The following is a 20783-nucleotide window of genomic DNA, read 5'->3' as shown; positions in this document are numbered from 1 at the left end:
CGCCTCGCCGCATGCACGCTTCCCTTTCGTCGACACAGGCTTTAGAGGCGGGGACATATGGCCGCCGACAGTCCGCCCAATTTCCGCCTTCGCCTGCGCCGCGACAGCAATGCCGTCATCGCCTGGGTCCGCGATATGTGGACGCGGCGCTGGTTCCGCTGGCTTGGCTATCTTGCGCTGGCGGGTATCCTTTTCCTTGCGTTGATGTGGGTGGTTTTCGCGCGCGACCTGCCCTCGGTCGACCAGCTTCGCGATTACGAGCCGCCGCTGCCGACCATGGTCCGCGACGGCGAAGGCAAGCCCGTTCACAGCTACGCCCGCGAACGGCGCGTCCAGCTCGAATATAGCGAATATCCGCAGCTCCTTGTGCGTTCATTCCTCGCGGCCGAGGATAAGACCTTCTTCAGCCACGGCGGCATCGACTATCCGGGCATCGCGACCGCGATCGTCACCAACTTGACGAGCAGCGGCCGCCCTGTCGGTGCGTCGACGATCACGCAGCAGGTCGCGAAGAACCTGCTGCTGACGAACGAGCTCAGCTATCGCCGCAAGGTGCGCGAGGCGATTCTCGCGATGCGGATCGAGAGTGCGCTGACCAAGGAACAGATTCTCGAGCTTTATCTCAACGAAATCCCGCTCGGCCGCCGCAGCTTCGGCGTGCAGGCTGCGAGCCGCGCCTATTTCGACAAGGACGTCGACCAGCTCCAGCTTCACGAAATGGCGTTCCTTGCGATCCTGCCCAAGGCACCCGAAAAATACGGCCGCGCGCGTTTCGAGCGCGAGGCGCTGGCGCGCCGCAATTTCGTGCTGGGGTCGATGCAGAGCAATGGCTGGATCAGCACTGCGCAGCGCGACGCGGCGCGCGCGATGCCGCTCGGCCTTACCAACAGCGGCAACACTGCGATCGCGCAGGTCGGCGGCTATTATATGGAAGAGGTGCGGCGTCAGTTGATCGCCCAGTTCGGGGAAACTGCCGACAAGGGCCCCCATAGCGTCTATGCTGGCGGCCTCTGGGTGCGCACACCCTATGACGGGAAGATGCAGCAGGGTGCGACGATGGCGCTCCGCAAGGGGCTCCAGCGCTACGACGCGGGCAAGGGCTGGTCGGGGCCGATCGCGGCGATCGAGGCCGACGACCAATGGCAGAGCCGCCTCGCGTCGAGCTTCATCGGCATCGACTATGACAATTGGCGGATCGCCGCGGTGCTGTCGAAATCGGCGGGCGCGGCGCAAATCGGCTTTTCCAATGGTGACACCGGGACGCTGCCCGCCAGCGCCGCGACAATGGGTTATCGCAAGACCGGCGGCAGCGCCTTTTCGGCAATGCGCCCAGGCGACCTGATCGCCGTCAAATCCAGCGGCGGCAGCAGCTATGCGCTTCGCAACATCCCTGAAGTATCGGGCGGGATGGTCGTTGAAAGCCCGCATTCGGGCCGGATTTATGCGATGCAGGGCGGCTTCGACGTGCGCCTGTCGCCCTTCAACCGCGCGACGCAGGCCGAGCGTCAGCCGGGGTCGACGATCAAGCCCTTCGTCTACGCCGCGGCGCTCGACAATGGCATGACGCCCGCGACGATGATCGTCGACGGGCCCTTCTGCGTCTATCAGGGCGCGCGTTTCGGCAACAAATGTTTCCGCAACTTTGGCGGCGCGGGCGGCTCGGGCGAACATACGATGCGCTGGGGCCTCGAACAGTCGCGCAACCTGATGACGGTGCGCACCGCGAGCCAGATCGGCATGGAGCCGGTGGTCGAAATGATCAGCACGATGGGCATCGGCAAGCACGAGCCCTATTTGTCGACGGCGCTCGGCGCGGGGTCGACGACGGTCGAGAAGATGACCAACGCCTATGCGATGCTCGCCAATCACGGCCGCGAACTCAAGCCGCGCGTGATCGACTATGCGCAGGATCGCCGCGGCAAGGTGATTTTCCCGGCGAACTGGCGGCCGTGCGAAGGTTGCAACAAGAAGGACTGGGATGGCCGGCCGATGCCGCGTTTCGCCCGGTCGGGCAAGCAGCTGATGGACCCGATCACCGCCTATCAGGTCGTGCATATGCTTGAAGGCGTCGTCCAGCGCGGGACCGCGGTGCGGCTGCGTGACCTTGGCGTGCCGCTGTTCGGCAAGACCGGCACGACCTCGGGCCCGAACGACGTGTGGTTCGTCGGCGGCTCCCCCGATGTCATCGCTGGCATGTACATCGGTTTCGATCAGCCGCGCAGCATGGGCGGCTATGCGCAGGGCGGCAGCTATGCGGCGCCGATCTTCAAGGATTTTGCGCTCGCCGCGCTTGCCGACCGCCAGCCGATTCCGTTTTCGGCGCCAAAGGGCGTGCGGATGGTGCGGATCGATCGCCAGTCGGGCCGCCGCGTTTACGGTAGCTGGCCGGGCACCGATCCGAAGGCGTCGATCATCTGGGAGGCCTTCAAGCCCGAGAGCGAACCGCGCCGCACGATCCGTGAAGAAGAAATCAAGCCGATCAGGACACAGCGGCGGGCGACCGGCGGCGCGTCGCAAAAGGGGTCGACCGGCCGTACCGACAGCGATTTCCTCGACGACCGCGGCGGCATCATCTGACGCCGCGCACCGCCTTCCCCTGCGGCTCATGAGGCCGTAAGGGCGGGATCAACATATTTCAGGAGCAAGGACATGCGCGCCGAAGCGCAGGATCATATCGACAAGATTGGCGCCGCGCTGGCGCTGCTGCGCCGTTTTCTCGACTGGGACCGCGCGGTGCGGCGGCTGGACGAACTGAATGCAAAGGTCGAGGACCCGACGCTGTGGAACGACGCCAAGGCGGCGCAAGAAGTCATGCGCGAACGCCGCCGGCTGGACGAGGCGATCACCGCGACGCGTGCGATCGAAAAGGAATGTACCGATACCGCCGAACTGATCGAACTTGCCGAGATGGAAGGCGATGAGTCGATGGTCGACGAGGCGGTGGCCTCGCTTGGCGTCCTTGCCGCGCGCGCCGAAGAGGACAAGATCAAGGCGCTGCTCGCGGGCGAAGCCGACGCGAACGACTGCTATATCGAAGTCCACGCGGGCGCGGGCGGAACCGAAAGCCAGGACTGGGCCGAAATGCTTCAGCGCATGTATATGCGCTGGGCCGAAAAGCGCCGGATGAAAGTCGAGCTGGTCGAATATCAGGCGGGCGACCAGGCGGGCATCAAATCGGCGACGATGCTGGTGAAGGGCGAAAATGCCTATGGCTATGCGAAGACCGAAAGCGGGGTTCATCGCCTCGTCCGCATCTCGCCCTACGATAGCTCGGCGCGGCGCCACACGAGCTTTTCGAGCGTCTGGGTCTATCCGGTGATCGACGATAATATCGAGATCGAGATCAACGAAGGCGACCTCAAGATCGATACCTATCGCGCCTCGGGCGCGGGCGGGCAGCACGTCAACACGACCGACTCGGCGGTGCGCATCACGCACATCCCGACCGGCATCGTCGTCGCGAGCCAGAACGATCGCTCGCAGCACAAGAACCGCGCGACTGCGATGGGGATGCTGAAGGCGCGCATGTACGAGGCCGAGCTCCAGAAGCGCGAGGCGGCCGCGTCGGGCGAATATCAGGCGAAGACCGAGATCGGCTGGGGCCACCAGATTCGTTCGTATGTCCTCCAGCCGTATCAGCTGGTGAAGGATCTGCGTACCGGAGTGACTTCGACGGCGCCGGGTGACGTGCTCGACGGCGCGCTCGACCCGTTCATGGCGGCGGCGCTGTCGCAGAAGGTGACGGGCGAAAAGGTCGAAGTGGAAGACATCGACTGATGCGGGGCGCGGTTGTCCTTGCCGCGCTGGTGCTTTTGCCGCTGCTTGGCAGCTGCGATGCGCCTTGGGATGACGGCAGCGACCGCGCGACAAGCGCACGCGACTTTCCGCCTGCCGACCGGCCGGTGGCGCCGACCGTATCGACCAAATGGTCGACCGAGGAGGCGCGCGACCGCGTTAACGAGGCCGAGGATGTCATGGACTCGGCCGACGTCCGCCCCGGAATGACCGTCGCCGATATCGGCGCGGGCGACGGCTATTATACGGTGCGGCTTGCCCAGCGTGTCGGCGCGAGCGGGCGCGTGCTTGCGCAGGACATCATTCCCGAGGTGATCGAGCGTCTTGCCGACCGCGTCGCGCGCGAGCGGCTCGACAATGTGTCGCTGAAACTCGGCGCGGTCGACGACCCGCGCCTGCCCGCGGCGAGCTTCGACCGAATCTTCATGGTCCATATGTATCACGAGATCGGCGAACCCTACGCCTTCCTGTGGCGCCTGCGTCCCGCGCTTCGCAAGGGGGGGCAGATACTCGTCGTCGACGGCGACCGTCCGATCGCGCAGCACGGCACGCCCTTCCGCCTGCTCGTCTGCGAGTTCGAGGCTGTGGGCTACAAGCTCGTTTCCTATGACGACAAGCAGCATGCCGGCGGCTACCTCGCCCGCTTCGAGCCCGAGGGCAAACGCCCCGAGCCCGATGCGATCAAAGTCTGCGACAATCCCTGAGGACACTCGTCCTAATAGACGATCAGACGATCCTCGGCGCCGACTTCGGCGAGGAAACTGACCAGCCCCGCGGCGCGAACGTGCGGCACGAGTTCGGTCGCCGCCAAGCCGACGAGCGCCATGCCCGATTGACAAACCAAAAGCGCGATTTCCATCGCGATCGCTTCCTCGACAAGCCATGCGAGGTCGGGCTGCCCAGCGGCGCGGCGCGCCTCGTCGCCGGCGAACGCCACCGGCTCGCGCAGCAGCGCTGCGGCCTCGCCCTGCAGGAAGACGCGCACCGGACGCCCCAGCGCCGCCGCCGCCATTCCCGCCTCTAGCGCCGCATAGAGCCGCCGCCCTTCGGCAACCGCGACAATGATGTTCAGGCCTTGCATATCGGGCACTCGGGATCCTCAGGCACGCCGACCTCGCGCCAGCGCCGGTCGAGCATATCGACGATCGCGAGCCGTCCCGTCAACGCGGAGCCCCAGCCGCTGAGCGCGCGTACGGCCTCCAGCGCGGCCATGGTGCCGATCATTCCGGCGAGCGCGCCCATGACGCCGGTTTCGGCACAATTGATCCCCGGCCGGTCGGGATCGTTACCGACCAGACAGGCATAGCAGGCGTGCCCCGCGCGCCAGCCCTCATAGAGTGCGACCTGTCCCTCGAACGCGCCGATCGCCGCGCTCAGCAGCGGAATGCGCAGCGCGACCGCGGCGCGGTTCACCGCCAGCCGCGTTTCGAAATTGTCGCAGCCGTCGAGAATCAGGTTCGCGTCCGCTAACAGGGCTTCGGCATTGCCGTTGTCCAGTCGTTCGGCGACCGCGATGGCCTCGACATGCGGGTTGATCCGCTGCGCCGCGCGGGCGGCAACATCGGCCTTCAGCGCGCCGATATCTGCGTCGGTGAAGAGTGGCTGCCGCTGCAGGTTCGACAATTCGATCACATCATGGTCGATGATCGTCAGCCTGCCGACCCCCGCCGCCGCCAGATAGGTAATTGCGGGACAACCAATCCCGCCCGCGCCGATAATCGCGACATGCGCGGCCTTCAGCTTCGCCTGTCCCGCACCGCCAAAGGCCGGAAGGATGATCTGGCGGGCATAGCGGTCGAGTTCGGCGTCGCTGAGCACCGTCAGCGCAGCTTGATGCCCGATAGCGAAGCGACGCCCGCCGCATCCGCAGTCTCGTCAACCGCGTCGCTTTCGACTCCGGTCGACCCGAAACCGCCAGCGCCGCGCGCCGTTTCGTCGAGCGTCTCGACTTCGGCGAAGGCTGCGCGCTGGACGGGCGCCGGGACGATCTGTGCTATGCGATCGCCACGCCTGATTTCGAACGGCTCGTCACCAAGATTGGCGAGGATCACCTTCACCTCACCGCGATAATCGCTGTCGATCGTCCCGGGCGTGTTGAGGCAGGTGATGCCATGCTTGAGCGCGAGGCCCGAGCGCGGGCGGACCTGCACCTCGTAACCCGCCGGGATCGCCATCGCGAAGCCGGTCGCGACCGCGTAGCGCGCACCGGGGCGCAGCGTCAGCGTCTCGGCCGCGACGACATCCATGCCCGCTGCGCCGTCACTGGCATAGGCAGGCAGGGGCAGACCGCCGCCGTTGGGCAGCCGCTGGATGGCGATCTCAATCTCTTTCAAGGAGTGCACGTTTTTCGAGCTCATCGGCGATCTTTTCCATCAATTTGCGGGCGACGGCCTGCTTGGGAAGCCGGTCCCAGCTATCTACGCCGTCTTTGCTAACGATATGTACCCGGTTGCTTTCGCCACCCATCGGATCAGCCGAGACATCGTTCGCGACGATCCAGTCGCATCCCTTGCGCGCGAGCTTCGCCTGCGCGTGGGGGATGACGTCGTTGGTTTCGGCGGCAAAACCGACCAGCAGTTTCGGGCGTTCGGACGATTTGGCGAGGCCGGCGAGGATGTCCGGATTCTCGGCGAGCGCGAGCGGCGGAACCTGCCCGCTGCCATCCTTCTTGATCTTTTGCGCGGCAGTATCGGCGGCGCGCCAGTCGGCCACCGCGGCGACCATGATCGCGGCATCGACGGGCAATGCCTGCTCGACTTCGGCCGCCATCTCGACGGCGGTTTCGACATCGACGCGGATCACGCCCGGCGGGGTCGGCAGCGGGACGGGCCCGGCGATCAGCAGCACTTCGGCTCCGGCCTCGGCGGCGGCGGCGGCAATCGCGAAGCCCTGCTTCCCGCTCGAGCGGTTGGCGATGTAGCGCACCGGGTCGATCGGCTCATGCGTCGGTCCCGCGGTGATCAGAATGCGGCGGCCATAGAGCGGGCGGCGGTTCGCGGGCGCAAAATCGGGCTGGCCCGCCAGCGCCTCCGGAGCGGTCAGCGGAATCGGCGTGGGTGCGTTGGCAAGCGCCGCGTCGATCGCATCTTTGATCACCGCGGGTTCGGGCAGCCGGCCCGGACCATATTCGCCGCACGCCATCTCGCCTTCGTCGGGTTCCATCACCGTCACGCCGTCGCCGCGCAGCGTCGCGATATTGCGCCGCGTCGCGGCGTGCAGCCACATGCGCACATTCATCGCGGGCGCGGCGAGCACCGGCTTGTCGGTGGCAAGCAGCAACGTGGTTGCAAGGTCGTCGGCGATCCCCGCCGCCATTTTGGCCAGCAAATCGGCGGTCGCGGGCGCGACGACGACCAGGTCGGCCTCGCGGCTGAGCTGGATATGCCCCATCTCTACCTCATCCTTGAGGTCGAAGAGGCTGGTGTAGACCTTGTTTTCGCTCAGTGCCGCGAGCGTCAGCGGCGTCACGAACTGCTCGCCCGCACGTGTGATCACGCAGCGGACGACATATCCGCCCTTGCGCAGCAGCCGGACGAGCTCGATGCTCTTGTACGCGGCAATGCCGCCGCCGATGATCAGAAGAATGCGCGGCGCGGGCATCAGCGGTGGCAGGCCTGCGCGCTAGGGCGGGCGATCGACAGGGGGTGATTCATCGCCGTCTCCTTCGCGCATCAGTTATGCGCTTCCTGGCTTCAGTTCAAGCGCACGCCTTAAACGGGGGCAGCTCGAACAGTTCGCTTTTCACCGCGCAGCGAACGGATGATTTCGGCGAGCGCGGCGGGCGCGAAGGCGAGCCCGATGAACAGGGTCGGCGTCACGAGCATCGCCCAATAGAAATTGGCGGGCCGCGCGAAGACCATCAGCAGGGCCGCATAGCCAAGCTGGATCAGCAATGTCGCCAGCCCCAGGCGTGAACGCCATGCCGCCCAGCCGAGCAGCGCGAGCGGAACGAGCAGTGCGCCGACCCATCCCGCGAAGAAGCGGAGCAGCGACGAGGCTTGGACGAACGACACGTAGGCGATCCAGCCGCCTTGCCCGTTCCAGCCCTGGCTCGCGGCATCGGTGGGGGTCGTGACCGTCGCCAGTGCCGCGATATGCGCCGCAAGGCCGGCGGCGAAGCAAAGGCCGATCGCGAGCCATCCCGCTGCCGCACGCCAGTCGCGGTCGATCAATGCGAAGAGGCCGAACAGCATTGCGACCGGCAATACGGTCTCGCGGATCGCGAGCGCGGCCGCGATAACCGCCATCGCGGCCCATGGGCGGGCGGGGCGATAGAGCGCGAGCGCGAGCGCGACGAGCGCGCCCGCCGCGACTTCGTGGATGAACAGCCACTCGCGTGCGGCCAACTGCGTCAGGTTCGCAGCGACGAACAGGGCACCGATCGTGGCGGTGCGCGGGAGGTCCGGTTCGGTTCGCAGCCGCCGATACCACGCAAGGACCGCGGCACCGCCGATAAGGAGAAGTGCGAACTGCACCTTCTGCTCGCCAAGCGCGGCCACGATATAGGCGAGCGTGGGCAGACGAACGGCGACGAAGGGGCGCAGCGGATAATTGCCGGCGCGGTGTTCGGCCGCCGCCGCGGCATAATAGGAGTCTCCCGCCTCAACCCGCTGCGCGATGCGCGCATAAAGCGCATGATCGCCGACGAGTCCGTCGAAATGCGCCGAAGAGGGCTTTGCGACTTCGACATGATCGCGGCCGACGCCGCCGGCAACTCCCCACGCCATCAGCAGCACGAGCAGGCCGAGAATCGCCGCTGCGACCGGGCGCGAGACGCCGGCGAAGCGGTTCCAGTCTCGCTTTGCGGTCGCTACTTGCGCCATGTCAGCGCCGACGACATTGCGAAGTTCCAGATCGCGCCGACCACGACGCCGGCAACCCCGGCGACCCACCAGCGCTCGTCATGCCCCGCCATCCATGTGCCGATGCCGATATTGGCGACCGCGCCCAGTGCCGAAATCGCATAGAAGCTGGCAAGGCCGCCGACGACGCGCCAGCCCTTGAGCTTGCGATCGGCGTAAGTGAAGCTGTTGTTGAGAAAGAAATTGAAAGCGATCGCGGTCATCACCGCCGCCGTCTGCGCGGTGACGAAGGCGCTGCCAGTGCCGAGGATCGTGCGCAGCACCGCGAGATGGACGAATACGCCGATCCCGCCGACCATCAGGAATTTGAGCAGACGGACGGGGATGAAACGGCCGATCGTCTTGTCGGCGATCAGCTCGGCATATTCGGCGATCACGCGTGCGCCGATCTTGCTTTCGCCCGCCTCGCGCGTGCGGAATTGATAGGGGATTTCGGCGACCTTCAGCGGCGTCGGGCTCGACGCCAATATGTCGATCAATATCTTGAAGCCGATCGCCGACAGGCGCGGCAGCGCGCGTTCAAAGGCGTCGCGGCGAACCGCGAAAAAGCCGCTCATCGGGTCGCTCACATCGGTGCCGAGCGCGATCTGCCCGGCGCGCGTCGCAAGCCGGCTCATACGGGCGCGGTCCTTGTCCCAGTCGCCGATTCCGCCGCCTGCGACATAGCGCGTTCCAACGGCGATATCGGCGCCGTTCGCGATCGCGTCGATCAGCTGCGGCAGCGCATCCTCACTGTGCTGAAGATCGCCGTCCATCACCGCGATCACGGGGGCCGCCGTCGCCAATATGCCTTCGACAACCGCCGATGACAGGCCGCGGCGGCCCACGCGCTGGACGATCCGCACATGCCGCGATCCGCGGCCGATGCGGCGTATCAGTTCGCTTGTTCCATCGGGCGAATTGTCGTCGACGAATACGACTTCCCATCCGCGCCCGGCGAGTACGACCGAGAGTTTTTCGATCAACCTTTCGACATTGCCCGCCTCGTTGAGCGTCGGCACGACGACCGCAACCTCGAGCGGCAGCGCGTCGACGGGGAGGATCGTTTCGGCAATCAGGGTGTCGTGGCGCATGAAACCTCGGTTTTTCCGGATTTCACGTCCGGGGTTGGTCAGGATCGGATAGTGGCGATTTAAGGTAAATATCCGGTAACCAATGGCGGCTTCATGTGGACGCGACCTTGTAAACATGCAATTTCGCGATTGGGGGTCGCCTTCGGGGATGGGGGGCTGAATGAACGGGTTTTGGGGCGGGACGCTTGTGCTTGCGATATCGCTTGCGCTTTCGGGGTGCGGTTACGCAAAAAAGGCGCCCGAGATGCTGCCGCCTGCGCCGGGCGGGGCCTCGCCTTATGAAGACGAGCGCGCGGCCGCCTATCGCGCCCAACAGGAAGCAATGGCACAGCAAGCTGCTCGCGAACAGCAATCGGCACGCGCCGAAGCCATGCGCGCCTATGAAGAAGCAAAGGCCGCCGTGGCCCAGGCCAAGAAACAGGTCGAAGCCGCGCGCAAGGGGCATATCAACATCCCGGGCGCCAGTGCAGGGTCGACGGGGGCCACGCATTTGGCCGATTCCGCTGCGGGCTCCGCGAGCGATCCGGGCGCCTCCGCAAAGATCGCCTGCCCGCAGCTCGGCGGCCTCGCGACACCCGAAGAATGTGCCAATTATTCGGGCCTGCTCGCGACGATGCAGAGCGGCGTTGCCGCCTTTGATCCGCCCCGCCGGATGGCGATGGGGCGCGATTATCCGGTCAAGCTGGTGATCGGCGCGAAGGAGGTCGCGGCGCAGGTCGTCGACAGCGCGACCGACGCCGGCGACGTGAAGACCGTCGACATTCGGCTCGGCTCGTGGGTCTGCGCCGAATTGCTCGCGACACAGTTCGAGCTGAACGGGCCGGCACGTCAGTGCAAGGAACGCGGGCTGTCGCGCATGCTCTCGTTCGACTGGACCGTCTCGCCAAAGCAGGACGGACAGCTCAAGCTGGGCGTGAAGGTCGAAAGCCTTGCCGAACAGAATGGCAAACCGCTCGATACGATCGACAGCCGGATGATCGCGGTCGATGTCGAAGCCGACGCGATCGGCCGCTTCGATATGATGGTGTCGCGGTTGACCGACAGCCTTGGCGGTGTCCGTACGATGCTGCTCGCGCTGGTCAGCGCGCTTGGCGTGCTGTCGGTCGTGGTCTGGCGCATCCGCAACCTTGGCAAGAAGCCCGAGAAGGATGCGCTGAAGGACCTGACCTCTAGCTGATCCCCAGCGCCCACAATGCCGCGGCGCCCGCCGCCGCACCCGCCAGCGCGGTCAGCGCATAACGCCACCAGCGGCGGTTCTCGCCCGAATCCCACATCAACGGAATGTCGGGCAGCGGCGGTGCGGGCGGCGCGGCGCCCTTCTTCGGCAATTGCGCGTCGAGGCGGCGGATGATGTCGGGGATCAGCGCCAGCGTCTTGCCCTGTTCGCGCAAACCATCGGCCAGTGCGGCCTCGGGGCCGAGTTCGTCGCGGATCCATTCGCTCACGAACGGGCCCGAGACGTCCCACATATTGATCTTGGGGTTCAGCATCGTGGCGACGCCCTCGACCATCACCATCGTCTTTTGCAGCAGCAGCAGATGCGGCTGGGTCTGCATGTCGAAATCGCGCGTGATCGCGAACAGGCCGTCGAGCATCTGCCCGACGCTAAGCTCGCTCACCGGCTTGCCGCGCATCGGCTCGCCGACCGCGCGCAACGCCGTCGCGAATTCCTCGACGCTGTGATAGTCGGGGACATATTGCGCCTCGAAATGGATTTCGGCGACGCGGCGGTAATTGCCCGTGGTCAGCCCATAGAGGATTTCGGCGAGCCAGTAGCGCGCCTGCCGGTTGATCCGCCCCATGATGCCGAAGTCTACGGCGGCGATCGTGCCGTCGGACTTCACGAACAAATTGCCCTGGTGCATGTCGGCGTGGAAGAAGCCCTCGGCGATCGCTTGCCGCAGGAAGGCGTTCACGAGGTTCGCCGACAATTTTTCCATATCGTGCCCGGCGGCGATCAGCGCGTCGCGGCGCGAAATCTTGATCCCGTCGATCCAGTCGAGCGTCATGACGCGGCTCGCGGTACGGTCCCAGTCGATGGCGGGGACCTCATAGGTCGGAACGCCGACCATGGCGTCGCGAAGTTCGGACGCCGAGGCGGCTTCGCGGCGGAGGTCGAGTTCGCGAAGCGTCCAGCGGCGGAAATTGGCGATCACCTGCCGCGGGCGCAGCCGCGTTGCTTCACCGCCGAGCGCCTCGAGATGCGCGGCTGCCCATTCATAGGTTTCGATGTCGCGCGCGAATTGCTTGTCGATTCCGGGACGGCGCACCTTTACCGCGACCTTGCGGCCATCGGTCGTCACCGCGCGGTGGACCTGTGCGATCGACGCCGATCCGATGGGTTCGGGATCGAATTCGCTATAGAGGCTCTCAAGCGGAACCTCGAAGGTCGCCTCGATTTCCTGCCGGATGCGCTCGAAGGCGACGGGGGCGAGCGCGTCCTGCAGCGTCAGCAGATTGTGCGCGGCTTCCTCGCCGACGAGGTCGGGACGCGTTGCGAGCGTCTGGCCGAGCTTGACCGCGGCCGGGCCGATCGCCTGAAAGGCCGCGGCATAGTCGGGTATCTTTGGCTGGATCGTACCTAGCCGAGCAATGCGGCAGAGGCGCTTGACCCCCGGCGGGGTCTGCGGCGCGCTCTCGATTCCGCGCAGCGCGCCGTGACGCGCAAGGATGCGCCCCCACTTCAGCAGGCGGACGATATGGGTGACGGGTCGGGTCAAGCTTTCCACCCGCTGTGGATCGCGACGAGCCCGCCGAGGATCGGCTCGACCTTGACCGCCGTGAAGCCGGCTTCGCGGATCATCCTCGCGAATTCGGGCATCGGCGGAAAGCGGCGGATCGATTCGATCAAATAACGATAGCTGTCCTCATCGTCGGCGATCAGCTTGCCGAGCTTGGGGACGAGATGGTGCGAATAGGCGTCATAGGCCTGCGCGAAACCCGGCCATTCGTTGGTCGAAAATTCGAGGCAGAAGAAACGCCCGCCATAGCGCAGCACGCGGTGCGCTTCCTTCAGCGCGGCGGGGATGTCGGTGACGTTGCGGATGCCGAAGGCGATCGTATAGGCGTCGAAAAACTGGTCGGGAAACGACAGCTTCTCGGCATTTTGTTCGGACCAGACGAGGCTGTCGATGCCGCGTTCGGCGGCGCGTTCGACACCCACGCCCAGCATGTCGGGGTTGATGTCGGCAACGGTGATGCTGGCGCCGAAGCGCTCCATGCGAAAGGCGATGTCGCCGGTGCCGCCCGCCATGTCGAGGATCGTCTCACCTTCGCGCGGTTTCACGCGGCGCACGAAGCGATCCTTCCACAGGCGGTGCATGCCCCCCGACATCGCATCGTTCATGATGTCATATTTGCGCGCGACGCGGCTGAACACCTCGCCGACCATTGCGGTCTTTTCCCCCGCAGGGACCTGTTCATAGCCGAAGCTGACGGTGTCGGGAGTGGCCATGGAGTGCGCGCCTTTGCGGGGGAGTGGTAAAGTCGAACGGCCTTTAGCGGGGCCTTGCCGCCCGCGCAAATGGCGCGTAGCCCGATAGGCGATATGCCCGAACTCCCCGAAGTCGAAACCACTGTCCGCGGCCTCGCGCCGTTTCTCGAAGGCCAGCGGCTGACCGCCGTCACGACATATCGTCCGGACTTGCGCCGCCCCTTTCCCGCCGACCTCGCGCAGCGACTGACCGGCGCGACGGTCACCGGCCTGTCGCGCCGCGCCAAATATGGCGTCATCTCGACCGACCGCGACGATCATATGATCTTTCATCTCGGCATGTCGGGGCGCTGGCGTACCGAGGGCGGCGAGGCGGGCAAGCACGACCATCTGCTGCTCGAAACCGGGGCGGGGCATCGGCTATTCCTCCACGACCCGCGGCGATTCGGATCGGTCGACCTGGTGTCGGGTGATCCGCTGATGCGGTTTCCCGCCTTTGTCACGCTGGGCCCCGAACCGCTGTCGGATGCTTTCGACGCCGCCTATTTGTCCAGGGCGCTGGCGGGACGGCGTGCACCGATCAAGGCGATGCTGCTCGACCAGACGATCGTCGCAGGGCTGGGCAATATATACGTCTGCGAGGCGCTCAACATGGCGCGCATTTCGCCGGTGAAGCCTGCCGCCGACGTATCGAAGGCCAAGCTTGCGGTGTTGGTGCCCGCGATCAAGCAGGTGCTGATCGCCGCCATCGCGGCCGGCGGATCGACCTTGCGCGACTTCCTCAGCCCCGAAGGCGACCTCGGCTATTTCGCGAAGGACTGGCGTGTCTATGGCCGCGAAGGCGAGGCCTGCGAATGCGGCGGGACGATCGCGCGTATCGTGCAATCGGGCCGGTCGACCTTTTATTGCCCGAAATGCCAACGATAATGCGGGGAATCACCCGCAAAGCCATTGACCAAATCACCCTTCATCGCTATGCGCGCACCCTTCGAGCAGGGTCCGGTCGTCCGGAACCGGCCGCATCCGGACATTGATTCGCTGCAAATTGCGCGATTCGGCTGCTCCGCTGAGGCTGTGCTCCGACCATGTAGACCGTTTGAAAGACTAGAGGAATTTATGGCCAATACGCCGCAGGCAAAGAAGCGCATCCGCCGCAACACCGCGCGCACCGTCGTGAACAAGAATCGCGTTTCGCGCATTCGCACGCTGGTGAAGAAGGTCGAAGTCGCCGTCGCAGCGGGTGACAAGGATGCGGCCGCGACCGCACTGAAGGCGGCGCAGCCTGAAATGGCGCGCGGCGTTGCCAAGGGCGTGCTCCACAAGAACACCGTGGCCCGCAAGTTCTCGCGCCTGACGAAAAGCGTCAACGCGATCGCCTGAACCGGCTCGTCCCGAAAGGGAACAAAAAGGACCCGCTGGCATCTTGCCCGCGGGTCCTTTTTTGCGTCCGATATTGTGACAGCGCGATGGCAATAGTGTTGCAGCGCGGTAAGTGACGGAATTACGGCGATTCGTTGTTTCGTCTCTGGATTGTCACATTTAACTCATTGAAAATATAAGGAAAAATGGCACGCTGGCGCGATTCCGGTGCCCCCGATGAGTCAAGATTTTTATTTCAGTATTTTTACATGGGCGCCCCTTGATCGACTCGGCGACCCCTGACTAGACAGGGGCGTCGTCGGCCTTCGCCGGCGGCCGCCACATCGACATGATTCGCAACTTTTCGGGACGCTTTGTCTCGGACAGGAAAGCTGTGCCACTTGCGCAGCGGACGGATCGGCGCGTGGCCGGCCGCCCGATCGTCCGGCGCGCGGGGACCTGAGGGGGCGGCACGGCGTGATAGAGAGCAGCAATCGGCATGGGCAAGACGCAAAGGGCGGAGCGATGAGCGGAGATGCTGCGACGCTTTGGCCGCGCGTGGCCGAAGGGCTGCGCCGCGACCTTGGCGTGCGTACCTTCGACCATTGGCTGAAGCCGGTGCGCTTTGCCGACTATTGCGCGCTGTCGGGCGTGGTGACGCTCGAAACCGTCAGCCGCTTTTCGGCGAACTGGATCAACGAACGCTTCGGCGACCGGCTCGAACTCGCGTGGCGGCAGCAGTTGCCCGCGGTCCGCAGCGTCATGGTGCGCGGCGGCGCCGCAGCGGATGACCGCGCCGCGAGCCTCGCGGCCGCGCCGCTACCGAACTTCGATACACCGGCGCCGGCTGTGCCCGCCGCCAATCCGGCGCTGCTCGGTTTCGACCCGCGCCAGTCGTTCGACCGCTTCGTCGTCGCGCGCAGCAACATTCTTGCCGCCAATGCCGCGCGCCGCATGGCGATGGTCGAGGCGCCGCAGTTCAATCCGCTCTACCTCTGCTCGGGCACCGGGCAGGGCAAGACGCATCTGCTGCAGGCGATCGCGCAGGATTATGCCGCAGCGCATCCGACCGCGAACATCATCCTGATGTCGGCCGAAAAATTCATGCTGGAATTCGTCGGCGCGATGCGTGGCGGTGACATGATGGCGTTCAAGGCGCGGCTGCGCGCCGCCGACCTGCTGCTGCTCGACGATCTCCAGTTCGTGATCGGCAAGAATTCGACGCAGGAAGAACTGCTCCACACGATCGACGACCTGATGACCGCGGGCAAGCGCCTGGTCGTAACCGCCGACCGTCCGCCCGCGATGCTCGACGGGGTCGAGGCACGCCTGCTGTCGCGTCTGTCGGGCGGGCTTGTCGCCGATATCGAAGCGCCCGAGGATGATCTTCGCGAACGCATCATTCGCCAGCGGCTCGCCGCGATGCCGATGGTCGACGTGCCCGACAATGTCGTCGCCTATCTGGTCAAGCATTTCACCCGCAACATTCGCGAACTCGAAGGCGCGCTCAACAAGCTGCTCGCCTATGCCGCGCTCACCGGCACGACGGTCGACCTGACGCTCGCCGAAGACCGGCTCGCCGAGAATGTCCGTACCGCGCGCCCGCGCATCACGATCGACGAGATCCAGCGCGTGGTCTGTGCGCATTATCGTCTCGACAAGAGCGAAATGGCGTCGAAGCGCCGCGTCCGCGCGGTCGCGCGCCCGCGCCAGGTCGCGATGTACCTCGCGAAGGAACTCACGCCGCGTTCCTATCCCGAGATTGGCCGCCGTTTCGGCGGGCGCGACCATTCGACGGTGATCCACGCGGTACGCACGGTCGAGGCGCTGCGCGTCGCCGACAGCGAACTCGACGCCGAAATCGCGGCGATCCGGCGCGCTCTCAACAGCTGATCCACAGGCTTATGCCGGAGTTGTCCCCTGGGTTATCCCCGGGGTTATCCACGCCCTGGCTGGCCGCTGTTCGGCGGTCTGCGGGCGGTATTTAGAAATCCGGATCGACGGGGCGCAAAACCGCGGAACGGCCGTTGCCCTGGGCGATCAACCTGTCGGGGGGCGATCCCTTTTCCACCCAGTCCTCGACCGCGAGACGGATGTCGTACTGGGGATGCCGGGCGCCCGCAGGGGCATCGAGCGACTGGCCGAAGTTCGTCGCCGCCGCACCGCCCTGACAATGCTGCATGCCCGGTACCATGAAGAGCCGATAGAAATCGGGCAGCGGTGCCTGCCCCTGCGTCGCCTTTCCGACCGACCGGTACCAGTCGAGACCCAGGCGGGGCGCAATGACGGCGTCGGACCAACCGAAATAGGACAGGATCTTGCCGCCTTTGTCGCGAAAGCGCTGAAGATCGGCGGGGCGCACATCAAGCTCGGCCGAAAGCTGTGCGGGTGAATAATATGCGAACAGATGCTGCCGCGACTGTTCGGCGAAGGTCCGCTGCGATTGGGCGGCCGGATCCGCGTTGACGATCCATCGTTGCCAGTCGGCGATATCCATCGCGGCCGGCTGGTAGCCCGCGTCGACGATGCGGGCGAGCGAGGCAAGCTGCCCTTTCGAAAGGCAGCCGGACCGTGGCCCGCCCGTGCAGGCAAGGCGCGACCAGTCCGGCCGGCACGCGCCGGGTTGTTGAGCAATGCCGTTCCGTACCGATTTCGCCGGGCAGGCCGCGATTGCGGTGCGTCGGATGAGGTCGAGCTGCGGCGTGCCGAGCCAACCGTCCGCGCTGCGAACGCTATCCTGAATAGCGCCGAAATGACGTAGCTGGACCGTCCATGGATTGGCCGGCGCGCCCGCGATCACGCCGTCCCAATCCTCGGGCCAGCGCGCCGCCGCCATCAGCGCCATCCGCCCGCCGTTCGAACAGCCCATGAAATAGCGATGCCCGGGCGCGCGGCCATAATAGGCGAGGGTTATCGCGTCCGCCGCGTCGCGGGTCGCCTTGATCGAGCGCCAGCCATAGTCGGCGAGGGCCACGGGGCGATCCGCGGCCCAGCTCGCATCGAAGCCGTCGCCGCGGTGTCCGGTGTCGGTCGCCGCGATGACATCGCCGCGCTCCGCGCCCTCGGCCAGCGTCGGCAAATGGATTGCACCCGCGAAGCCGCCATTGCCGATCTGGTAATAACGCCCGCGCCAGCGTTCGGGCGCGGGCAGGTAGACGGTGAAACGGATGTCCGACCCGGGCACCGGATGCGCCGATCCGCTGACCCGGCAGATGCCGTCCGAAAGCACCGCGCTTTCGACCACGGCCTTGTCGAGCGCCAGCGTGGCAAGATGGGCGCAGCGGTCATCCACGGCGGGGCTGCCGAACGACAGAAGCAGGGGCAGCCAGGCGAAGACGTCAGGCAGCTTGCTCGTCTTCCCATGCGAATTTGAACGACCCCGCCGTCGGGTCGACGCCCGCGAGCATCATCCCCTGGCCGCGCGAACTATGCCGGTCGTTGAGCGGCACGTCGGCGGGATCGCGGAGCTGGATCAGCAGCGTCGTGCGCGGTTCGTCGGAGGTGTTGAGCCCCGACCCGTGGACGGTCAGATAATGGAAAAACAAGGCATCGCCTGCCTTCGCGGGAAGCGGGGTCGCGCCCTCGATCGGATAGGTTTCGGTCGAGGCATGATGATCCTTGCCCTCGGCGGGCAGCGGGCCGAGCTTGTGGGTGCCCGGATAGACGCGCAGGCATCCCTTTTCCTCGGGCGCGTCGTCGAAGTGCAGGATCACGGCGATCATCGAATGGTCGCGATGCGGGAAATAGGGATAATCCTGATGCATCGGAAAGGGCGAGCCCTTTTCCGGCGGCTTGATGAACATCTTGTTGTGGTGAAGCTGGACGTTCGGGCCGATGATGTCCTGCGCGATTTCGGTCAGCCGGGGGTCGGTGAGCAGCCGCGTCACCATCGCCGAGCGGAAATGGACGTCGTGGCAGTGGGTGATCGTCGTGCCGCTGCCGCGCACGCTGTCCCACGTCGCGTCGCTGTTGCCCTCCTTGTCGGCGATCCGGTGCATCTCGGCACGGAAGGCCGCGGCTTCCTCGGCGCTGAACAGGCCGGGGACGAGGACATAGCCCTGCTCGTCATAGAATTTTTTCTGCTCTTCGCTCAGCATCGCCGCGGCATCCTTATGGTCCAGATATGCGCCGACCGTGCCGCTTTCGGCCGATGATCGCAATTGGCCTACGTCTTATCTTGTGGTAAAAAATCGAACATGAAAAACCTCGATCTGCCGCTGGAGGATTTGCCCCGCATTGCTGTCGCGGGGCAATTTGTCCTCGCCGACAGCGGTTTTTCGACGATCCATCGGGGGCGCACCCACGCACTGCATCTCCACGGCTACACGGGCGAAATGGAGCTGGCGGGACAGCGTATCCGCATCGCGCCTGGCGATATCACGCTGAGCCCCGCGGGCTTGGTGTCGAGTTACGACCTCGCCGCGCCGGGCGCCCATTGGTGCATCCATATCGAAGCTGTGGAAGGGCAAGGGACGTGTGCTCCGATTGCGCTCCACCTGCCGGGATGCGCCGCCCTGCGTGAACGCTTTGCGCATATCAGCGGGTTGTTCGCGACCGCCAGCGACCCGATCGCGCATATCGCGGCACGGCTCGCGGCGCAGGACCTTCTCCTGACGCTTGCGCGTCGCACCGACCCATTGCCCGAGGACGATGCCGCGGCGCGCGCCGCCGAATATATCGACCGTCATTTCCACGAAGCGATCGGCGTGCGCGACATCGCCGCCGCGGCGGGTCGCGCGCCCGCTTATCTCGCGCGGCTGTTCCGCAGCCGCTTCGGTACCACGGTCCCGCACCGCCTGCTCCAGCGGCGCGCCGAACATGCGCGCTTCCTGCTCGAATCGACCGACCTGCCGATCTGGCGCGTCGCCGAACGCTGCGGCGTCGCCGACGCACAGCGCTTCAACAAGATGGTGCGGAGCCTGCTCGGCGCGAGCCCGAGCGCCGTACGCGCGCGTGTCCGGGGACCGGTGGTCGATCCCGATCGCTGATCAGCGCCAGGCCAGCCAGATTGCCGCGGTCCACGAGAAATCGTCACCGCCGCTGCCCGACCCGTCGACGGGGCTATAGGCTTCGTAAAAGCCATTGCGTTCCATCAGCGCCAGCGTGTCGTGGCGGACGCGCGCCGCCTCGGCATCGAAACCCGCTTCGGCCAGACCGGTGCCGATCATGTAATTCACGACCGCCCACACCGGGCCGCGCCAGTAGCGGATCATCTGGAAGCCCGGATCCTCGGGATCGAGGCTGGGCATCAGATATTCGACCTTGCTGCCGATGCGGTGCAGGTGCGCCAGCATCGCGGCATCCTTCGCGGGGTCGGCAAGGCCGGCGTAGAAGCTCAGGAACGATGCGCTGGTGATGAAACCCGACGAGCGACCGGTGAGGAGGTCGCGCGAGCACCAGCTATGCTTTTCCTCGTCCCACAGCCAGTCGATCCCGGCTTCGGCCTTCGCGATCATCGCGCGGATTTCGGCAGCTTCCTCGTCGCGGCCAAGATATTCGGCGAGCGCCAGGAGGTCGCGGTTCGCGCGCAGCAGAATCATCGACATGCCGATGTCGGCGACCTTGAACGGGTTGCCCGCGGTGATCTTCGCATGGTCCCATCCCTGCGCGACGCCATATTGGACGAGCGCGAGATAGCGGTCATATTCCAGCTTGGTCGGCCGCATCTTCGCGTCGAGATGGCCGGTGTCGCGGCGGGTGTATTCGCCGACGTTCGAGATGTCGATCGGCTCGCCGGGGATGTCCCATTCGGGCGAATTGTCGCGGCCGGTTTCCCAGGGATGCATCGCGACGACGACGCCGCGGCCTTCGGGGTCGCGATAGTCGCGGAACCAGCGATGCCAGCCGACCAGCTTGTCGAACAGGCTTTCGAGGCGGAGGCGATAGGCGTCCTCTGCCTCTGCCGCGATCGCGCTGTCCCACAGCTTGCGGACGACCGTCGCGGCCACGGGCGGCTGGGTGATGCCCGAGGTGACAGGGGTCTTGCCCGTCGCCCAGACCGAGGGGCCGGGGAAATAGCCGGGGTCGTCCTGCCAGAAGACGATGTGCGGCAGGAAGCCGTCGTCCCACTGCGCGCTGAACAGCGTCTCAACCTCTTTCCACGCGCGGTCACGATCATAGGTGTCGAAGCCGAGGGCGACGAAGGCCGAGTCCCAGTTCCACTGGAAAGGATAGACCCGGCCGTTGGGGACGGTGTAGCCGCCGCGGTCGTTGGCGGTCAGGATGGCGCGGGCACCCGCGTCAAGCTTGTCAATTGTCATG

At 65.6% G+C, this 20783-nt stretch carries 18 protein-coding genes and 1 pseudogene; 8 read left to right on the top strand and 11 right to left on the bottom strand.

All coding sequences use genetic code 11. The annotated features are described in order from the left end of the window. Nucleotides 1-57 precede the first annotated feature (57 nt). From SC1_RS17175 to SC1_RS17165, 3 genes are all read left to right on the top strand, one after another. The gene (locus tag SC1_RS17175; RefSeq protein WP_062185415.1) at nucleotides 58-2577 is read left to right on the top strand and encodes a penicillin-binding protein 1A; all 2520 of its coding nucleotides are present in this window, start codon (nucleotides 58-60) and stop codon (nucleotides 2575-2577) included. Between the two features lie 72 nt (nucleotides 2578-2649). Then, a complete protein-coding gene (gene prfB / locus SC1_RS17170; protein WP_062185413.1) occupies nucleotides 2650-3777 on the top strand; it encodes a peptide chain release factor 2 in 1128 nt (375 codons plus the stop codon). Continuing rightward, nucleotides 3777-4499, top strand: coding sequence for a class I SAM-dependent methyltransferase (locus tag SC1_RS17165; RefSeq protein WP_062185411.1), 723 nt, complete (start codon nucleotides 3777-3779; stop codon nucleotides 4497-4499). The genes prfB and SC1_RS17165 overlap by 1 nt, the downstream gene beginning before the upstream one ends. Nucleotides 4500-4510: 11 nt before the next feature. On the opposite strand, the gene SC1_RS17160 is transcribed toward SC1_RS17165, so the two are convergent. The 6 genes and pseudogenes from SC1_RS17160 to SC1_RS17135 all read right to left on the bottom strand — a co-directional run bounded on the left by SC1_RS17160 (nucleotide 4511) and on the right by SC1_RS17135 (nucleotide 9730). Continuing rightward, complete coding sequence (locus tag SC1_RS17160) at nucleotides 4511-4876, bottom strand: DsrE family protein (protein WP_062185409.1); 366 nt, start codon at nucleotides 4874-4876, stop codon at nucleotides 4511-4513. After that, nucleotides 4864-5613: a HesA/MoeB/ThiF family protein gene (locus SC1_RS17155; RefSeq protein ID WP_062185407.1), complete on the bottom strand. Its 750-nt coding sequence runs from the start codon at nucleotides 5611-5613 to the stop codon at nucleotides 4864-4866. Before SC1_RS17155 ends, SC1_RS17160 begins: the two co-directional genes overlap by 13 nt. A 77-nt stretch (nucleotides 5614-5690) precedes the next feature. After that, nucleotides 5691-6152, bottom strand: a pseudogene (dut, locus tag SC1_RS17150) (dUTP diphosphatase); the annotation flags it as partial. After that, nucleotides 6115-7395, bottom strand: a complete 1281-nt coding sequence (locus SC1_RS17145; RefSeq protein ID WP_062185402.1) for a phosphopantothenate--cysteine ligase family flavoprotein — start codon at nucleotides 7393-7395, stop codon at nucleotides 6115-6117. The pseudogene dut and the gene SC1_RS17145, both read right to left, overlap by 38 nt. Before the next feature lie 110 nt (nucleotides 7396-7505). Beyond that, complete coding sequence (locus SC1_RS17140; RefSeq protein ID WP_062185400.1) at nucleotides 7506-8618, bottom strand: hypothetical protein; 1113 nt, start codon at nucleotides 8616-8618, stop codon at nucleotides 7506-7508. Beyond that, nucleotides 8606-9730, bottom strand: coding sequence for a glycosyltransferase family 2 protein (locus SC1_RS17135; RefSeq protein ID WP_062185398.1), 1125 nt, complete (start codon nucleotides 9728-9730; stop codon nucleotides 8606-8608). The genes SC1_RS17140 and SC1_RS17135 overlap by 13 nt, the downstream gene beginning before the upstream one ends. A 160-nt stretch (nucleotides 9731-9890) precedes the next feature. On the opposite strand from SC1_RS17135, the gene SC1_RS17130 reads away from it, so the two are divergent. Continuing rightward, nucleotides 9891-10907 carry a hypothetical protein gene (locus SC1_RS17130; protein WP_062185394.1) on the top strand — a complete coding sequence of 339 codons (1017 nt, stop codon included), beginning with the start codon at nucleotides 9891-9893 and terminating at the stop codon, nucleotides 10905-10907. On the opposite strand, the gene ubiB is transcribed toward SC1_RS17130, so the two are convergent. Next, nucleotides 10900-12450, bottom strand: coding sequence for a 2-polyprenylphenol 6-hydroxylase (ubiB, locus tag SC1_RS17125; protein WP_062186909.1), 1551 nt, complete (start codon nucleotides 12448-12450; stop codon nucleotides 10900-10902). The genes SC1_RS17130 and ubiB overlap by 8 nt on opposite strands. After that, a complete protein-coding gene (locus tag SC1_RS17120; protein WP_062185391.1) occupies nucleotides 12447-13184 on the bottom strand; it encodes a class I SAM-dependent methyltransferase in 738 nt (245 codons plus the stop codon). The genes ubiB and SC1_RS17120 overlap by 4 nt, the downstream gene beginning before the upstream one ends. 93 nt (nucleotides 13185-13277) lie before the next feature. Here SC1_RS17120 and mutM point away from each other — a divergent pair, with 93 nt between their 5' ends. The 3 genes from mutM (at nucleotide 13278) to dnaA (ending at nucleotide 16415) form a co-directional block, all read left to right on the top strand. Further along, nucleotides 13278-14090 (top strand): bifunctional DNA-formamidopyrimidine glycosylase/DNA-(apurinic or apyrimidinic site) lyase, encoded by an 813-nt coding sequence (gene mutM, locus SC1_RS17115; protein WP_062185388.1) that lies wholly within the window; start codon nucleotides 13278-13280, stop codon nucleotides 14088-14090. A gap of 189 nt (nucleotides 14091-14279) precedes the next feature. Then, nucleotides 14280-14543, top strand: a complete 264-nt coding sequence (gene rpsT / locus SC1_RS17110; RefSeq protein ID WP_062185384.1) for a 30S ribosomal protein S20 — start codon at nucleotides 14280-14282, stop codon at nucleotides 14541-14543. Nucleotides 14544-15047: 504 nt separating this feature from the next. Continuing rightward, nucleotides 15048-16415, top strand: coding sequence for a chromosomal replication initiator protein DnaA (dnaA, locus tag SC1_RS17105; protein WP_062185381.1), 1368 nt, complete (start codon nucleotides 15048-15050; stop codon nucleotides 16413-16415). Between the two features lie 91 nt (nucleotides 16416-16506). Here dnaA and SC1_RS17100 read toward each other — a convergent pair whose 3' ends face one another. Both SC1_RS17100 and SC1_RS17095 read right to left on the bottom strand, forming a co-directional pair. Continuing rightward, nucleotides 16507-17814 (bottom strand): tannase/feruloyl esterase family alpha/beta hydrolase, encoded by a 1308-nt coding sequence (locus tag SC1_RS17100; protein WP_062185378.1) that lies wholly within the window; start codon nucleotides 17812-17814, stop codon nucleotides 16507-16509. 46 nt (nucleotides 17815-17860) lie between these two features. Continuing rightward, the gene (locus SC1_RS17095) at nucleotides 17861-18682 is read right to left on the bottom strand and encodes a phytanoyl-CoA dioxygenase family protein (RefSeq protein ID WP_202966825.1); all 822 of its coding nucleotides are present in this window, start codon (nucleotides 18680-18682) and stop codon (nucleotides 17861-17863) included. 36 nt (nucleotides 18683-18718) lie between these two features. On the opposite strand from SC1_RS17095, the gene SC1_RS17090 reads away from it, so the two are divergent. After that, nucleotides 18719-19510 carry an AraC family transcriptional regulator gene (locus tag SC1_RS17090; protein ID WP_062185375.1) on the top strand — a complete coding sequence of 264 codons (792 nt, stop codon included), beginning with the start codon at nucleotides 18719-18721 and terminating at the stop codon, nucleotides 19508-19510. Here the strand turns inward: SC1_RS17090 and SC1_RS17085 are convergent, their stop codons facing one another. Further along, nucleotides 19511-20782: a trehalase family glycosidase gene (locus SC1_RS17085; protein WP_062185372.1), complete on the bottom strand. Its 1272-nt coding sequence runs from the start codon at nucleotides 20780-20782 to the stop codon at nucleotides 19511-19513. Between the last annotated feature and the right edge of the window lies 1 nt (nucleotide 20783).

The sequence above is a fragment of the Sphingopyxis sp. C-1 genome, from assembly GCF_001047015.1.
In the GTDB taxonomy this organism is placed as follows: domain Bacteria; phylum Pseudomonadota; class Alphaproteobacteria; order Sphingomonadales; family Sphingomonadaceae; genus Sphingopyxis.
Note: the sequence above shows the minus strand (reverse complement) of the source record. Positions and strands in the feature narration are given on the sequence as shown.